Source organism: Dyadobacter sp. CECT 9275, from assembly GCF_907164905.1.
GTDB lineage: Bacteria > Bacteroidota > Bacteroidia > Cytophagales > Spirosomataceae > Dyadobacter > Dyadobacter helix.
The window spans coordinates 1-16,404 of the sequence record NZ_CAJRAF010000002.1 but is presented as its reverse complement, the minus strand read 5'-3'; the positions used below and the strand labels follow the sequence as shown (position 1 = coordinate 16,404).

Here is a 16,404-nt window from a genome sequence, read left to right as displayed (position 1 = left end):
GAATCTTTAAATCAGATCAATAGTTAAAAGTTGTTTCTTCCTTTGAATCATTCAATTTGATAGCTAACTCAGCGAGTCGGTTGCGTATCTGATCTGACAAAGTAAAGTTTCTATCTGCTCGCACCTTATTCCTAATTTCAATTAGTAATTTGATTGTCCCGTCGAGTTTTTCAGCGTAGCTGTCATACACACCCGATCTCATTTCCAATCCTAGTACGTCAAAAACAAAGGTTGAAATACCTTTATTGAAATGTTCCAGATCGGTTGCTGAAAGTATGGCAGTCTTGTCTTTCAGTTGATTAATATACGTAACGCCTTCAAAAAGGTGTGAGATAAGTATCGGCGTATTAAAATCGTCATCCAACGCCTCATAACATTTGGCTTCCCAACCAGCGATGTCGAGTGTCGATCTATTTCCAGGCTCAAGCTTCGATAAGCTATTTATCGCTTTCATCAGGCGGTCGTATCCTTTTTCAGCAGCCAGGATCGCCTCATTCGAAAAATCCATAATACTTCGATAATGCGTTTGTAACATAAAAAAACGCGTCACCGAAGCTGAAAACGCTTTGCTAAGAACAGGATTGTCGCCAGCCAAAATCTCATCTGGCAGAATATTATTTCCACTAGATTTGGACATTTTCTTTCCATTCAGCGTTAACATATTGGCATGCAGCCAGTAGTTAACCGGTGCATGGCCCGTGGAGGCTTCTCCCTGAGCTATTTCACATTCATGATGTGGAAATTTCAGATCCATACCTCCACCGTGGATGTCAAATCTTTGCCCAAGGTATTTTGTGCTCATTGTGGTGCACTCCGTATGCCATCCCGGAAAACCATCGCTCCACGGCGAAGGCCAGCGCATTATATGGTGTGGATCAGCACGCTTCCATAGCGCAAAATCCTGTTCATTCCGTTTGTCAGACTGGCCGTCAAGTGGTCTGGAGTTATCAAGCGTGTGTATCAGGTCCCGATGGCTGAGCACACCATAATCGTAATCCTCACTATACTTTGCCACGTCGAAATATACCGATCCATTCGATTCGTAGGCATAGCCCTTATCTATGATGTTCTGTATGACATTGATTTGCTCAATCATGTGACCGGTCGCCGTTGGTTCAATGCTTGGCGGCAAAAGGTTGAATTTTTGGAGGATATCATGGAAATCAACGGTATAGCGTTGAACAATTTCCATTGGTTCAAGTTGTTCCAAACGCGCTCTTTTTGCAATTTTATCTTCACCGCTATCTGCATCATCAACCAGGTGTCCTACATCAGTGATATTACGCACATAACGGACTTTATAGCCTAAATGCAGAAGATAGCGATAGATGATATCGAACGAGAGGAATGTCCTTACATTACCAAGATGTACATTACTGTACACCGTCGGACCGCAGACATACATCCCAACGTGACCATCTTGAATCGGTGTGAATATTTCTTTTTCGTTCGAAAGTGAGTTATATATTTTCAGTGGATGATCTTTATATATAGTCATATTGAATATTCAAAAGTTGCAATGTTTTGAAGGTAAATTCTAATTCACTTTTCCAACTCTTCAATAATTGCGTAATCTAACCATAATAATGCTCGATTGGGATCCGAACCAAATATGGAACGGACTACCTTACCGTTTTTATCTACCAAAACCCAGTGAGGTGTCCCCCCGGCTTGGTAATCGTGAAAAGTGGTGGCCATACCGGCATCCCTAAAAACCGGAAACCTAACATGCAATGACTTTAAATTTTCAATAATTTCATCATTGGTATATTCGGGACCTTCAAAATTGCTATGAATCCCTAATACGTTCATCTTGTCCCCGTGTTCATACGCCATTTTATTGGCAAATGGGATAGCTCTTCCTACACATCCCGGACAGCCTAAATAGAAAAACAAGATCAATAAGGGTTTTCCTTTGAAGCTATCGTAATGTGGAAGATCTTTCTGTCCGATACTTTCCAAATGCCAGGGTTGGATTTGGTTGTTCAAAATTTCCATAACAATAAATATCAAAATTCCCCTATCCTTTTCAGAAGGGGAATGCAGTTAATCGACGTAAGCATGTGCGCTTAAATCAGTTTATTCAGGTTGCCATATTGATTGAATCTGTCTGATCATCTGATTGGTAAATCCCCATTCATTGTCATACCAAGCCATTATTTTCACTAGGTCTCCATCAACAACCCTTGTCATTTCTAAATCTACGGTAGAAGCGAAAGCACTTCCTATGATATCAGTTGATACAAGGGGTTCATTTGTTACAGCGATCACTTTTTTATACCGTTCTGTGGTCGCTTCTTCTGACAGAATCTGATTGATTTCCTCAACCGTGGTAGGTCTCTCAGCAATAAAAGTAATATCCGAAATGGAGCCAACAGGGACGGGAACTCTAATGGCAACGCCGTCGAACTTTCCGGCGTACTGAGGTAATACTTTAGTAGTCGCTATGGCTGCTCCCGTAGCAGCCGGTGCCAGATTCAAGCCGGCCGCTCTACCCATGCGTGGCTCTTTTTTCGAAGGCGCATCGACAAGGCTTTGTGAAGCAGTATATCCATGTATGGTATTAAGAATTGCTTTTTTTATACCTAACCTTCTTCCCAAAATTTCTATTACAGGGCTGATGTTATTGGTCGTACAACTTGCACAAGAAAAGACCAATGTCTTATCATCTGTAGTATTTACGCCATAAACAACTGTTGGAGTGTCTTTTGTAGGACCTGAAATTACAGCTGCTTTAGCACCAGCCAGAATATGCCCTTCAGCATCGGCACTGTTGGTAAATATGCCGGTACTTTCAATAACAACGTCTACATTGAGTGCTTTCCATGGTAACTCTAAAATGTTGCGTAGACTGGAATACTTGATTTCTTTATCCCCCACAAATAAGCTGTCTCCTTCAAATTTAACATCTTTAGCATACTTACCATAGTTACTGTCGTATTTAAGCAGATATGCTGCATTTTCTACCGACATCAAATCGTTTATGGCGACGACTTCAAGGTCATCGGTTTCAAAAATCAGTTTTAATGCTGCCCTTCCTATGCGACCAAATCCGTTGATTGCTACTTTTTTCATGATTTTTTATAGTTTTTTGATGATATTATCATTTATTGGTTGCCTTATTAGCTTCCTTCGCCACTTTAAAAAGTGCCGGATTAATATGGCAGTATCCTCCCGGATTCTTATCCAGGTAGTCTTGATGGTAATCCTCGGCTTTATAATATTTCTTTATGGGGGTTACTTCAACTGCTATAGCTCTGATATGTTTTGCCGCCTCTTTATTTATCCGTTGGTTTATAAGTGGTAACTGCTGGCCTGAGGTGTAATAAATGCCCGTACGGTACTGATCACCGATATCATTACCCTGTTTATTTACGCTCGTAGGATCAATAGCAAGGAAATACAAATCAAGTAACAGATTCAAATCCAATTTTTCAGCATCGTATGTAACCTTTACGGTTTCAGCGTAGCCCGTATTTTTCTGTACTACATCCTCATATGTCGGATTGTCGGTACGGCCATTGGCAAAGCCTACTTCGGTAGCGATAACACCATCTACCTGTTTAAAAAAATGCTCTGTTCCCCAGAAACATCCTCCGGCAAAATAGATAACGTCCGTGCTATCGCTATTGCCTGTCATTTCAGTAATGCTTACTTTTTCTTCCAAGCCCTTATTATGCTCGGCTTTGTTACTCATACTGTTGCTACAACCTGTCATGGCGAAGAAGCCGAGTGCGGTCGATAAGAAAACTACTATATTCATATCTTTATTTTTTTATTTTCCATTTCTTCAACAAGCTTTTTGTATACCGACTTTGTAAACCGAATATATTCTTTGGTTAAGGTATCATAGCCAACCCATTGTTGGACATTTTCATAAGGGCATGTAGGTGCGCCTTCCTCCTGTCCAGAGACCAATATATACCGATCGGGATGCAGCTGGTAAATTTCTGCCGTTACTTTGTTCATTGCTTTACAAAAAAGTTCCAAAGCGCTCAAAGTGGCAGGTGTAGCCATTCGGATTTTTGACCAGATAATCTTGATGGTAGTCTTCGGCAGGCCAAAATTTTGTGAACGGCTCCAATGTCGTTACTACCTTTCCAGGCCAGCGTTGCGAATCATCAACTAATTTGATCATTTCCACGGCATCATTTCCTTCTTCATCGTTCTGAATGAATAGTGCCGAGCGGTAACTTTTGCCCCTGTCATTGCCCTGCCTATCTACCGTGCTGGGATCATGTACCCTGAAAAAATAATCCAATAACTCCCTATAAGTTGTCTTGCTTGGATCATAGGTAATTTCAACACCCTCTGCATGGCCGGGATGATACTCGTAGGTGGGATTATCGTTCTGTCCCCCTAAGTACCCGACTTCGGTATTAATTACGCCAGGACGTGCTCTGAAAAGATCTTCCATGCCCCAGAAACATCCACCCGCCAAATATGCTTTTTTCAAATTTTCCATTACTTATAGCTTTTATTTTATTTAAGTTCTTTAAAATTTTTGATCTGAAATGCTTGAGAGATCTCAGCCCTCTACTTTCTTAAGCGCCACGGCATTGATACAGTATCTAAGACCACTTGGTGCAGGACCATCCGGAAAAACATGGCCCAAATGCGCATCACAGACATTGCAGGTCGTTTCCACTCTTATCATACCATAACCACCATCCTTATGGTAGGCAATATTTTCAACAGCTATGGGCTGAGTGAAAGAAGGCCAGCCAGAAGTGCTGTTAAATTTTTCAGTTGCATCAAACAAAGGTGTTCCACAACTGATACATTCATATTTACCCGGTTCAAATAAGCCGCACATATCCGAACTATGTGCTCGCTCAGTACCCTTCCCCCTGGTAACAAAATACGAATCGGGGCTTAACAGTTCTTTCCATTCCTCGTCTGTTTTTTCCACCCTGCGAGTCGGAACAGGATTACCTTTGTTTACGAACTTGATGATATCATTCCAGTTTAACATAACTATTTATTTTGAATGTTACTATTTATTTCCTATTTCCAACGCGGATATCTTCTTTTGAAGTTCATCCTTGGTTCGAAGACCTACTATGGTCTCCACAGCTTTTTGGTTCTTGAAAAAGATCAATGTGGGGATGCTACGCACACCAAAACGCTGGGCAAGTTCCTGTTGATTATCAACATTAACTTTAACTATTTTGACCTTCCCCTCAAAGTCTTTGGACAGGTCATCCAATGTGGGTAATAGCGTCTGGCAAGGACCACACCAGTCGGCGTAAAAATCTACAACTACGCTTGCTTCTTTTTGAATTGTTTCTTCAAATTCCTGTTTACTTTCTATTTTTCTCATAACTAAAAACTTTAATTGTTATCTAACTCCACAAAGTTAATATACGGCAATACCCTTTCTCTTACCGTTATCACCCGATATTTTGGCAATTCTTCCCATCTTAAAAATCATTTCGAATATGATGACCGAATGTTTTGCGTATTGCAGCTAGTTTAGGATTTATATTGGTTTGGCAGAAAGGTTTCTGTTTGTCTTTTTTATAATAATTGAGGAAACGCTCCGAATTCAATCTGAAGTCTGCCAAGGGCAGTGTCTGTGTAATATATTTGGTGTCATTTTCCTTTGACAGTTTATTGATTATTATTTCGATAGTGTCTTTATCATTGGGATCAATATAATACACTGCCGAACGATACTTGTAACGCATACTGTGTGCGCTTGCGCTACTATGCGTCAGCAGATGCACTTCAATTAACACATCCAGTGTGATGCCTTCATTAAAATGGACAATAACGGCTTCTGAAAATGTATCATAGGGGTTCAATGAGGAGATCCAGCCCTGCTCCACAGACTCAACGCCATTTAAAGCCTGAAATATGGCTTCTGTACACCAATGACAGCCTCCACCAAAACCTATTTTTTTCATATTTCTTATTAACAAATTATTATCTGAGCTAGCGTCTTTTATATTTAAAAAAAATTAGCAAATCCAAAAACAGCTAATTAAGAGTAGTTTACAAGATTCATAAACACTATCGGTAACGATTTAGTAATGGTGCTCATTGCATTCATTTTCAACCAAATTCCTTGTAAATCAATAGCAAATTTACAAAAAAACAGAGAAACATTTAGAATATCTAGCTTATTTTTCATCTGTTTTTAGGATTAGTGCCTTCTCTTTAATCATTAAGAAATTTTATGTGATTTGTTTTTTACTCAATAGTTCAAAATTAGGCATAATAAAAGTTTCCCAATCAGTATTGAATGTATTGCATAGTCATCTAAAATTCAAAACGACAAAAAACATTTAGACTAAATGACAAATTATTTAATTATACCAGGACTTGGAAATTCAGGACCAGAACATTGGCAGACATATTTTGAAAAATCAGGAGATAATTTTTTTAGAATTCACCAACAAGAGTGGGACGCACCAACTTGTGAAGAATGGATAACTGTCATTGACAAGAAAGTTTTAGAGTTTGATCCTTCAACTGTTGTACTTGTCGGACACAGTTTAGGTTGTTCAACTATTGCTCATTGGGCGACAAAATACAAAAGACAAATTAAAGGAGCATTGCTTGTTGCACCAAGCGACCTTGAAGCACCACAATACACTTTTCCAGCGACAGGTTTTGCACCAATTCCACTTGACAAAATAAATTTTAAGACAATCGTTGTAGCAAGTGCGGACGACATTTGGGTTTCGTTGGACAGAGCCAAATTTTTTGCAGACAGTTGGGGAAGTGAATTTATAAATATTGGTAACGCAGGACACATCAATGCAGTTTCAGGACACACAAATTGGGACGAAGGAATGGAGATTTTAAAAACACTCGGTTGACAAAATGCACTGCTACCAATATTCGGTTTGGCAATATGGAGGGGCGACGAATATATTCTCAGTTTTTTGTTCGCTATCAGCAACTGTTCGGGCTTGACTTTTACTATTGAGCTTTAGTTGTTATCTTCATCATTAGTAATTCTATTCGGTTGCGGTTTCGAGTAGGATGTTTTTCAAGAAACATTTTTAGTTTTTTTTATTCTCAAACAATCGGGTAATATCAGACCATATCAAAGCAAAATAATAAAGTAGTCGTTCCATTTTGCATTCAAACAGCCACTTAAAACCGTTTTTTATGTTCAAAAAAAATAATTTCTTTTTTATCCCAAATTACCTTACCCTCCTTACCCTAAATTTATTCGCACTATTATGCTTCTTTTTTCTTCCGTTTACGGTTTTCCTCATTTTTCTTTCGTTTGCTTTTTTATATATTTACATCCTATTGTTAAAAATTGACAATTCAACATCTAAAAGCTTCAAGGAAAGACAATATGTAGATTAAACTAAAGCATTAATTAATAATGAGATAGTTTGTTTAGAAAATGTATTTCTTAATTTCTTAATAAGAAACTAATCGATTACAACAACTAGCTTAATTATGAAAATAGAAACTGTACGCATAAAAAACTTCCGCTCATTCAAGGATGATACTATTTATTTTGATAATTATACTTGTTTAGTTGGGGCAAATGGCGCGGGGAAATCAACAGTATTTACAGCATTGCAAGTGTTTTTCAGACACTACAAAGACAGTAAAACAGATTTGAGTAAGCTAACTGAAAAAGATTTCCATCACTGCAATACTGCCGAGCCTATTGAAATTACAGTAACATTTACTGAATTAAGTAAACAGGCGGAACAAGATTTAAGTAATTATGCTCGACAAGGAAAGTTAATTGTAACCGCCAAAGCTGAATTTGATGCTGCAACACAAAGAGCTGAAATCAAACAATTTGGTAACAGATTAGGGATTGATGATTTTAGAATATTTTTTGAACTGGAAAAAGCTTCAGCCAAAGCACCTGAATTAAATGCTTGTTACAGTCAGTTACAAGTTAAATTTACCGATTTACCAAATGCAGGATTTAAAGATGCTAAAATTACGGCATTAAGAGAATATGAAGCAGCAAGACCAGACGAATGTGTTTTAATACCTAGTGAAGACCAGTTCTATGGTGTTTCAAGAGGTGCAAATCTTTTGTTACCTCACATTCAATGGGTATTTGTTTCAGCTTCAAAAGACGTAACAGAAGAAGGAGAAGAAAATAAAAATTCAGCTTTAGGGATATTATTATCACGAACCGTAAGAGCCAAGGTTAATTTTACGGAGAGAATATCAGAAATCAGAAAAGTAGTTGATGTACAATATTCTCAATTATTGGCTGATGAGCAAAATGTTTTAGATGATATTTCTTCTTCATTGAAAAATAAATTAAGCCAATGGGCAAATCCAAGCATTAGTGCTTCCGTTCAATGGAAAAAAGATGCTGAAAAAGCCATTAAAATTGAAGAACCTTCGGCAGCCATAGCATTAGGAGAAAGAGGTTTTGAAGGAGAGTTGTCAAGATTTGGTCACGGTTTACAAAGGTCGTTTATGTTGGCTTTATTGCAAGAATTAAGTACAACCGATGACGAAAATGCGCCAACATTAATATTAAGTATAGAAGAGCCAGAACTATATCAGCATCCACCACAAGCAAGGCATTTAGCGGAAACATTAATGGATTTGGCAGGACTAAATACGCAAGTAATGTTATGCTCACATTCGCCACTATTCATTCCTAAAAATAGTTTTGAAAAAATAAGAATTATTCGTGAAAACGGTAATCCAATTGAAACATTAAGTTCAAGAGTGACTTATCAAGAGTTATCTGAATATCTAACAAGTATTGGTTCAAAACCAGTCAATAATAAAGGAATTGTAGCAAAACTATTTCCATATTTAAGTCCGTCTATAAATGAAATGTTTTTTTGTAGAGTTCCAGTTTTTGTAGAGGGTATTGAGGATATTGCTTACATCAAAACCTATTTAGAATTAATGGGATTATCAGGGCAATTCAGAGCTTCGGGTATGCACTTAATCAATGCCGATAAAAAAAGTAACATAATAGAACCAGCAGCAGTAGTCAAACTACTAAATATTAATGCCTTTATTGTGTACGATAGTGATACTGACGTGGAAGAAAAATACCATCATCAACATAAACCAGATAACAAAAAATTATTAACCATTCAAGGACACGCAACCGAAGATGAATTTCAATCTGTCAATGTTGTAAAACCAAATCTTTGGGCTTGGAAATCAAATTTAGGAATTGAAGTACAAAGTGAAATCTCAAATTGGAAAACTTATTTTGATCAAGCAAGTTTAGAATTTGGAAATGCTGGAGGACTTCATAAAAACCCTTTAGTTGTAGCACGGACATTAGAATTAGCTTGGGTAAAAGGAGAAACATCGCCAAACCTTATAAAATTAATTGAAACCATTATCGAATTCGGTACAGTAAAATAAACTATGAACAAACAAGACCTAATCTCAAAAATAAAACAACTCGAGGGTATCTCTCAAGACGAACGCGCCTATTTAATTAATTTGGTAAACACCTAGAAAAAATATGGCCTAGTTTGGGAAGACAAACCCGAAGATGTAGAAGAACAATTACGAGATAATTTACCAGTTTTAAAAGAAGTAAAAGACAAAGCAATTATCAATGGCGATGATAACCCAAACCATATTTTGATTGAAGGCGACAACTTACACGCTCTTACTGCTCTAACTTTTACCCACGAAGGTAAAATTGATGTAATCTATATTGATCCACCATATAATACTGGTAATAAGGATTTTAAATACCACGACACTTTTAAAGACGAAGCTCAATTTGTTGAAAAGGAACATCCATTTAGACATTCTACTTGGTTGAGTTTTATGTCTAAAAGACTAAAAATAGCTAAAAACCTATTGAATAATAAAGGAATAATGTTTATCTCTATTGATGACAATGAATTCTGTCAGTTAAAGATGTTATGTGACGAAGTTTTTGGAGAATATAACTGCGAAAATATTTTTACTATTAAAGTAAGACACGAAAATAGAATATTAAGGCAAGACATTAGGTATCATCAAACTACTGAATACTTATTAGCTTACAGAAAAACGAATGAATTTATTCCACCAAGAAGAACTAATGAAAGAGAAGTTGATAACGATTATAAATACAATATAAATATTACTAAACCACCACAAAAAATTGAATTTATTGGCGGTTATGAAGTTGAGATATACGATACAGAATCTTATACTTTAGTTCAAACAAATCCTGGAGAAGGTGATTTAAAATCATATTCTATTCGAGGCTCATTAATTACACAAAGCGGCTCTGCTTCAGAGTTTTATGAGAATAACCTAAGAATCAAAAAAGACTTAGATGGATACAAAACATTGTATAAGGTCATTAATATGGGTACAAGAGGCGATGGATTAGGATATAGATTTATTATGCAACCGCCTAATAAAAATGTTAAAAATGGCACTTATTTTCAAGGAAAACCAATTAAATCAAAATCTGACACTGGACTGCCTTATCCTAATTTTTTTGACTTTGTAAATGAATTTAATACCGTTGGATATGAGGGCGGTGTTGATTTTAAAAACGGTAAAAAACCTTTAGATTTTTTGAGTAAAGTTTTTGAATTAGCAAATTTATCAAATGAATCAATAGTTTTAGACTTCTTTGGAGGTTCAGGTTCTACTTTACACTCAGTGATGCAACTAAACAAAAAATTCAATTTTAATAACAAATGCATTATTGTTACTAATAATGAAAATAATATTTGTGAAGAAGTAACTTATGTACGAATAAAAAATGCTATCCAAGGATATGAAAATTCAAAAGGTGGGTTTGAAGAAAGTTTAAAAAATAATAATTTGCGTTATTACAAAAGTGAATCTGTAAGTCGTGAAAAAACATTAAAAAATAAAAAAGAACTTACAATCTTATCGACAGAATTACTATGTATTAAAGAAAACTGTTATATTCCAATAAGTACATTTAAAGGTATAAAGCAATCTCAAATATCCATTTTTGCTGATGCGAAGTCACAGATGATGATTATTTATGATGACATATATATTGAAGATAGTATTGATATTATCAAACAACTTAAAACTGAAAAGAAAAATAATAATCCTATAAAAGTATATGTATTTAGCAACGGCCAATATCCATATACAGAAGATTTTGAAGAAGTTTTAGATTGTATCACATTATGTTCATTACCCGATGCTATATATAAAGCTTATCAAAATGTCCTTCCTAAAATAAAAAGAGAAATTATTCCAATTTTAGAAGATGATATTGAGGAAGAAAAAGATTTATTTAATAATGAAAATGACTAATTCATAAATGATACACTTAAAAAATTACCAAGACGAAGCAGTCATTGATCTTTCACAAAAATTGCTTAAGTTATTAAAACGACCAAATGCTAGGCAGAACCTAGTTTTCAAAGCACCAACGGGTTCAGGTAAAACAGTAATGATGGCATCTTTATTAAATAAGTTTTGCGAAGAATTACCAGAACGCTACGAATTAGAAAAACGCAAAGCAGCTTTTATCTGGATTGCTCCAAACAAATTATACATACAAAGCTATAATTCTTTGAAAGGATATTTTGCTGAAATGCGTTCCATAAAACCTATTTTCTTTGAGGATGTTACAGATAATGAATTGCAACCTAATGAAGTTTTGTTTGTCAATTGGGAAAGCATCAACAAAGAGAAAAACACAATGATTAGGGAAAATGAAAGCAATAAAAACCTATATAGTTTCATTAACAAAGCCAAATTAAACGATACAGAAATTATTGTAATTATTGATGAAGAACATATGTTCGCCAATACCAAAACAGCAAAAAGAGCAAATGAAGTATTGCAAAAAATATATCCAAAAATAGAAATTCGGGTTTCTGCTACACCAACCACAAATAGCGATTATAGAACTTTGGTAGAACGACAAGATGTAATTGCCGAAGAAATGATAAAAGAAGGCATTATTCTAAATCCTGCATTAGATACCATCGTACAACAAGGTCGCTCATTAGAAGAAATTTTATTAGAACAAGCGTTAGCAAAAAGAGAAGAATTACGCCAAGCGTATGAAAGTTTAGGGGTTAAAATTAATCCACTTTTACTAATACAATTACCAAACGATACTAGCGATAACAATACAGCCGATGATGAAAAATACATTGATGTAGTATTGCAGAATTTAGAGGTTAAATATAATATTACGGTTAATAACAATAAACTGGCAGTTTGGTTATCAGGCAGAAAAGACAATATAGAGGATATTGAAAAACCCGATAATATGGTTGAAGTTTTGCTATTCAAACAAGCCATAGCATTAGGTTGGGATTGTCCACGAGCAGGAGTGTTATTAATTTTCAGGGAATTAAAAAGTACCACATTCACCATTCAAACCGTAGGTAGAATTCTGCGTATGCCAGAACAAAAACATTATCCAAATCCGTTATTAAATCAAGGATATGTTTTTACCAATTTAAGTAAAAATCAAATCGAAATCGTAAAAGATGATATGAGTTATATCACAATGAACAAAGCACGTAGAATAGAAGATTATGTGCCAGTTCAATTGAATTCTACTTATATCAATACTAGAATAGTTCGTAATCGTTTAGGAGCTACTTTCAGAAAAGCATTATACGAAATTGCAGAATTAAATTGGGAATTAAAAAGAGAAATGGGTTCAGACCATTTTTTTGAAACCAATAAACAATTATTAAAAAAACGTTTCATAAACACGGATATAAATACAATTGAAATTGTTATTCCGGAAAATGTACTATTAACTGGGGAAGAGCAAACAAAATTAGTTACTGAAACGGCACGTTTTGCAAAAACGCCAAGTGAATTGGCTCGATTATTCAAAGATTTTTGTAGAGCATTAACAGCACCTTATGCAGCGGTAGATAGTACGCCAGTTTTGGAAGGTGGTATGAAATACTTTTTTGAAGACTACTTCGGAATTATAGAATATGATGCTATTAAAATAATGTTGTATGACCAAAACCAACCCATCTTCATTGAGTTAATAGAAAAGGCAAAAGAGCGTTATCAGGAAATGCAAGAGCATAAAGCAAACAACGCTACAAAAGATGTTCAAAATTATCAATGGGAAGTGCCAATTGAAAGAATTTACAATGAGTTATATGAGGAAAAAGAAGCAGTACAAAGACACGCTTTAGAACCGTTTTATGAATACAACAGGGCATCAAAACCCGAAGTTAAGTTTGCAGAGTTTTTAGAAGAAAACAAAGGAAATCTTCATTGGTGGTACAAAAATGGAGAAAAAGCCAAAGAACATTTTGCAGTACCTTATATTGATTATTTGGGCAAACAAAGTCTTTTTTATGTCGATTTTGTAATATTGAGTAAATCTAATGTTTCTTGTTTATTTGATACAAAAACGGCAGGAAGTGATCCTGCAAATGCACATTTAAAACACAATGCTTTAGTAAATTTTATTGCAGAAAGAAACGGTAAAGGATTAAAAACTATTGGTGGAATATTGATTGAAAAATCGCCTAATAATGTATCAACTTGGTGGTATTGCAACAATAAAATAACCAACACAAAAGATACAGCAGGTTGGGATATGTTTAATCCAATTTCATTATAAATAAATAGATTATGATAAACAAAGGACTAGATACAACATTCATTCATTTTGGTATTCGTAAAGACGATATGGAAATAATCAAAAATCTTTGTGATGAACAAGGATTAGGCTTTGAATGGCTAGAGGAGAATATACTAAAAGAGTTCCACAATCTTAAAATCAATAACGAAGATATTGACAGCAAAAAGATTGAAAAAATTATCGAAAAGGCTTTAAACAAAATATAAGTACTATGCTCATTACCAAAATAATTGCCAAAAACTTCAAAACCTATCGGGAACTCGATTTGGATTTAACCGTAAACGAAGAGCAGCCAATAATATTAATTGGTGGAGAAAATGGTGGTGGTAAAACTACTCTATTTCAAGCCATTTATAGTGCATTGTATGGTCTAAAAGTAAAAGATGAGCAGCACTTCAACAAACTGCAAAACGCTGGCGAAAGGGCAAAAAACGCAGGTAATAGCAGCAACAAAATTGAATTAGAAATTCACTTCACAGGTAAAGTATTACACAGCGATTACAAATACATAATCAAGCGATTATACACACTCAATGCACAAAACAATCCTGTAGAAGCAGTAATGCTTAATCTTAACGGTGACGTTTTTAATTACGGTACGGCTACACCACACGCCGAAAGAGTAAAAAAAGAAGCCGAAGTAAATAAAATAATCAAAGCCAATCTACCACAAGAATTAAGTAAGTATTTCCTTTTTGATGCAATGGAAGCAGGTAATTTGTTAAAAGACGAATACCTTAATCGTGTTATCAAAGAAAATATTGAAAACGTAATGGGTTTCAATAAATACATTCAATTAGGCAATGCAACCAATACACTAACGCAGGAATACATTGCGCAAAGTATCGAAGTGGAAGAAGAAAGAATTCAATACAAAAACCTTTTAGAAGAACATAAAAAATACCAGGATTTAATAGATGCCACTAAAGTAAAGTATGACAGAAGTTTGAGTTATTCATTGGCTCAAAAAGAATTCTATGAAGGTGCTAAAGATGGGAAAAACTTTCAAGCAAATATCAAAGAGCAAATTCAAATTGTAGAAAGAAAGATTGAAGATATTCTAAACAAGGAAATCTTATTTATTGATCAATCAGAAAAATTCTTAAATGATATTGAAATTCAGGTGTTCATTCCAAAGCTCATTACAATTGTTCAAAACGAAATTGAATTAATACTTTCGGAGAAAAGCCAACAAAATAATAGCGATTTTATAGAGCCGGAACACATCAATAAAGTATCGGAAAAAGTATTGGATTTCCTCAAAGAATACAATTTAATAAAGGGAGAACTAACAGCCGAACAGAAAATAAAACTAGCAGATTATATCATTAAAAAATCAGGTCAAAACAAAAATGATACAGAATATGATTTTATTGATAAAAACGATATAACTCATTTCGAACAATTGTTAGGTTGGTCAAGCATCAATCAATACAACATATTGGAGCAGCAAAAAAGTAGTTTAGAAAAAGAAATAGCTTCGCTACCTAATTTGAAAATTCAATTATTGGATTTAAGAAAAAATGATATGGGTGGCGGCGAAGAAATCATTCAAAGTTATGATGCCAACGAATTAAAGATAAAAGAATACAAAGACAGTATCAAAAATTACCAATCTGAAATTGAGCGTTTAGACACCAAAATTAAAAGATTTGATTTGTCAGATGAAGAAGTACCAAATCCTAAACTGGAAGTACTGAAAAAATTAGGTCCATTATTTTCAAATATTTCCAATGCGTTGTTAAAAAATAAAAAAGCACGTATTGAGGAGGCAATGAAAAACGATTTAAATACAACTTTAGTAGTATATGAAAATCAGATAGATCGTGTAGTATTGTCAGAAGATTTAAGTAATCTTTCATTCAAAATTTATCACAAAGCTGGAAATGAAATATATCTTGATGAATTAAATGCAGCTTCAAAACAAATAATAATCCAGGTACTTTTAAAATCATTGCATTATTTCGGAGATTACAATCCTCCAGTAATGATTGACACCGTTTTTGGATATTTAGACGAAAGTAGTCGAGCTTCATTACTCGAAAATTACTTTCCTAAATTATCACATCAAACCATTTTATTGAGTACAGATAGTGAAATAAGAAAGTCTATTGATTTGAGTAAAATCGAAAATTTCATTTCAAAAAAATTCACTCTAGTAAGAGACAAGGAAAATCAATTAACAGAAGTAGTTGAAGGCTATTTTCCTAATTAATTTTAAGTAGTTATGGCAGCAATAGAAACAGGATTACGACAAGCAGAAGCATTGAATTCAAAAATGAATGATTTGCGAGAGCGTTTAGAGAAACACATCAATTTAAAACACTATACCGATAATCATAAAAATGTAAGTCCGAAAGGAAATGCAAAACTGATGCGTATTTGTTTAATTGCGGGATTGTCCGATAATGAGAAAAGAAACAAAGAAGTACTCAATATTCAAATGTCGTCCAACAGTATTCATCCAACACTTTTTACGGTTCACAATCTAAATGGAATGCTGTCTTCAATGATAAAGTTACGATACCACGATTTAGAAATAAATTGGGAAGATAACATTACAAAAAGTAAAGTCGTTAATGCGGAGATTTTCAGAGGCTTTGATATGCTGATGAAAGGCGACACATTACACGAATGGCTAAAAGTAAGTACAACAGCTTCAATAAAAGCAGGACAGATACCATTATTAAACTTAAATATAGGTAATTACGATGGGGATATTAGTGCTTATTTAGATATGAATAGCAAAAATGTAACCAACACTCAAATTCTTATTGCAGGTTCAACAGGTTCTGGAAAATCAAACCTTTTAGCCGTTTTAATGAACGAAATGCGTTCCTTATCAGTTGAAAGTA

Annotated in this window: 15 protein-coding genes; 7 read left to right on the top strand and 8 right to left on the bottom strand. The window is 34.7% G+C overall.

Annotated elements, in window-relative coordinates; genetic code table 11:
• Nucleotides 1-16: 16 nt before the first annotated feature.
• The 8 genes from cysS to KOE27_RS08215 all read right to left on the bottom strand — a co-directional run bounded on the left by cysS (nucleotide 17) and on the right by KOE27_RS08215 (nucleotide 5,909).
• Entirely contained in the window at nucleotides 17-1,498 is a 1,482-nt protein-coding gene (gene cysS, locus KOE27_RS08250; protein ID WP_070562085.1) for a cysteine--tRNA ligase, read from the bottom strand.
• Between the two features lie 44 nt (nucleotides 1,499-1,542).
• The gene (locus tag KOE27_RS08245; protein WP_070562088.1) at nucleotides 1,543-1,998 is read right to left on the bottom strand and encodes a TlpA disulfide reductase family protein; all 456 of its coding nucleotides are present in this window, start codon (nucleotides 1,996-1,998) and stop codon (nucleotides 1,543-1,545) included.
• Nucleotides 1,999-2,079: 81 nt separating this feature from the next.
• Entirely contained in the window at nucleotides 2,080-3,075 is a 996-nt protein-coding gene (locus KOE27_RS08240; protein WP_070562090.1) for a type I glyceraldehyde-3-phosphate dehydrogenase, read from the bottom strand.
• A gap of 28 nt (nucleotides 3,076-3,103) precedes the next feature.
• Nucleotides 3,104-3,763 (bottom strand): peptide-methionine (S)-S-oxide reductase MsrA, encoded by a 660-nt coding sequence (gene msrA / locus KOE27_RS08235; RefSeq protein WP_070562093.1) that lies wholly within the window; start codon nucleotides 3,761-3,763, stop codon nucleotides 3,104-3,106.
• A 210-nt stretch (nucleotides 3,764-3,973) separates the two neighbouring features.
• Entirely contained in the window at nucleotides 3,974-4,465 is a 492-nt protein-coding gene (gene msrA, locus KOE27_RS08230; protein WP_070562096.1) for a peptide-methionine (S)-S-oxide reductase MsrA, read from the bottom strand.
• Nucleotides 4,466-4,528: 63 nt separating this feature from the next.
• On the bottom strand, nucleotides 4,529-4,975 hold the full coding sequence (gene msrB / locus KOE27_RS08225) for a peptide-methionine (R)-S-oxide reductase MsrB (protein WP_070562098.1): 447 nt from the start codon (nucleotides 4,973-4,975) through the stop codon (nucleotides 4,529-4,531).
• Nucleotides 4,976-4,996: 21 nt separating this feature from the next.
• Nucleotides 4,997-5,323 (bottom strand): thioredoxin, encoded by a 327-nt coding sequence (trxA, locus tag KOE27_RS08220; RefSeq protein ID WP_070562100.1) that lies wholly within the window; start codon nucleotides 5,321-5,323, stop codon nucleotides 4,997-4,999.
• A 100-nt stretch (nucleotides 5,324-5,423) separates the two neighbouring features.
• Complete coding sequence (locus KOE27_RS08215; RefSeq protein WP_070562102.1) at nucleotides 5,424-5,909, bottom strand: peptide-methionine (S)-S-oxide reductase; 486 nt, start codon at nucleotides 5,907-5,909, stop codon at nucleotides 5,424-5,426.
• Nucleotides 5,910-6,299: 390 nt separating this feature from the next.
• Here KOE27_RS08215 and KOE27_RS08210 point away from each other — a divergent pair, with 390 nt between their 5' ends.
• From KOE27_RS08210 to KOE27_RS08180, 7 genes are all read left to right on the top strand, one after another.
• Nucleotides 6,300-6,827, top strand: a complete 528-nt coding sequence (locus KOE27_RS08210; RefSeq protein WP_072938603.1) for an RBBP9/YdeN family alpha/beta hydrolase — start codon at nucleotides 6,300-6,302, stop codon at nucleotides 6,825-6,827.
• Between the two features lie 598 nt (nucleotides 6,828-7,425).
• The gene (locus tag KOE27_RS08205; RefSeq protein WP_215238429.1) at nucleotides 7,426-9,339 is read left to right on the top strand and encodes an ATP-dependent nuclease; all 1,914 of its coding nucleotides are present in this window, start codon (nucleotides 7,426-7,428) and stop codon (nucleotides 9,337-9,339) included.
• Nucleotides 9,340-9,564: 225 nt separating this feature from the next.
• The gene (locus KOE27_RS08200) at nucleotides 9,565-11,226 is read left to right on the top strand and encodes a site-specific DNA-methyltransferase (protein WP_215238428.1); all 1,662 of its coding nucleotides are present in this window, start codon (nucleotides 9,565-9,567) and stop codon (nucleotides 11,224-11,226) included.
• Nucleotides 11,227-11,233: 7 nt separating this feature from the next.
• On the top strand, nucleotides 11,234-13,528 hold the full coding sequence (locus KOE27_RS08195) for a DEAD/DEAH box helicase (protein ID WP_215238427.1): 2,295 nt from the start codon (nucleotides 11,234-11,236) through the stop codon (nucleotides 13,526-13,528).
• An 11-nt stretch (nucleotides 13,529-13,539) separates the two neighbouring features.
• Nucleotides 13,540-13,755 (top strand): DNA modification system-associated small protein, encoded by a 216-nt coding sequence (locus KOE27_RS08190; protein WP_215238426.1) that lies wholly within the window; start codon nucleotides 13,540-13,542, stop codon nucleotides 13,753-13,755.
• A gap of 5 nt (nucleotides 13,756-13,760) precedes the next feature.
• Nucleotides 13,761-15,764, top strand: a complete 2,004-nt coding sequence (locus KOE27_RS08185; protein ID WP_215238425.1) for an AAA family ATPase — start codon at nucleotides 13,761-13,763, stop codon at nucleotides 15,762-15,764.
• Nucleotides 15,765-15,776: 12 nt separating this feature from the next.
• The coding region (locus KOE27_RS08180; RefSeq protein ID WP_215238424.1) for a helicase HerA domain-containing protein at nucleotides 15,777-16,404 on the top strand (628 nt) is incomplete at its 3' end.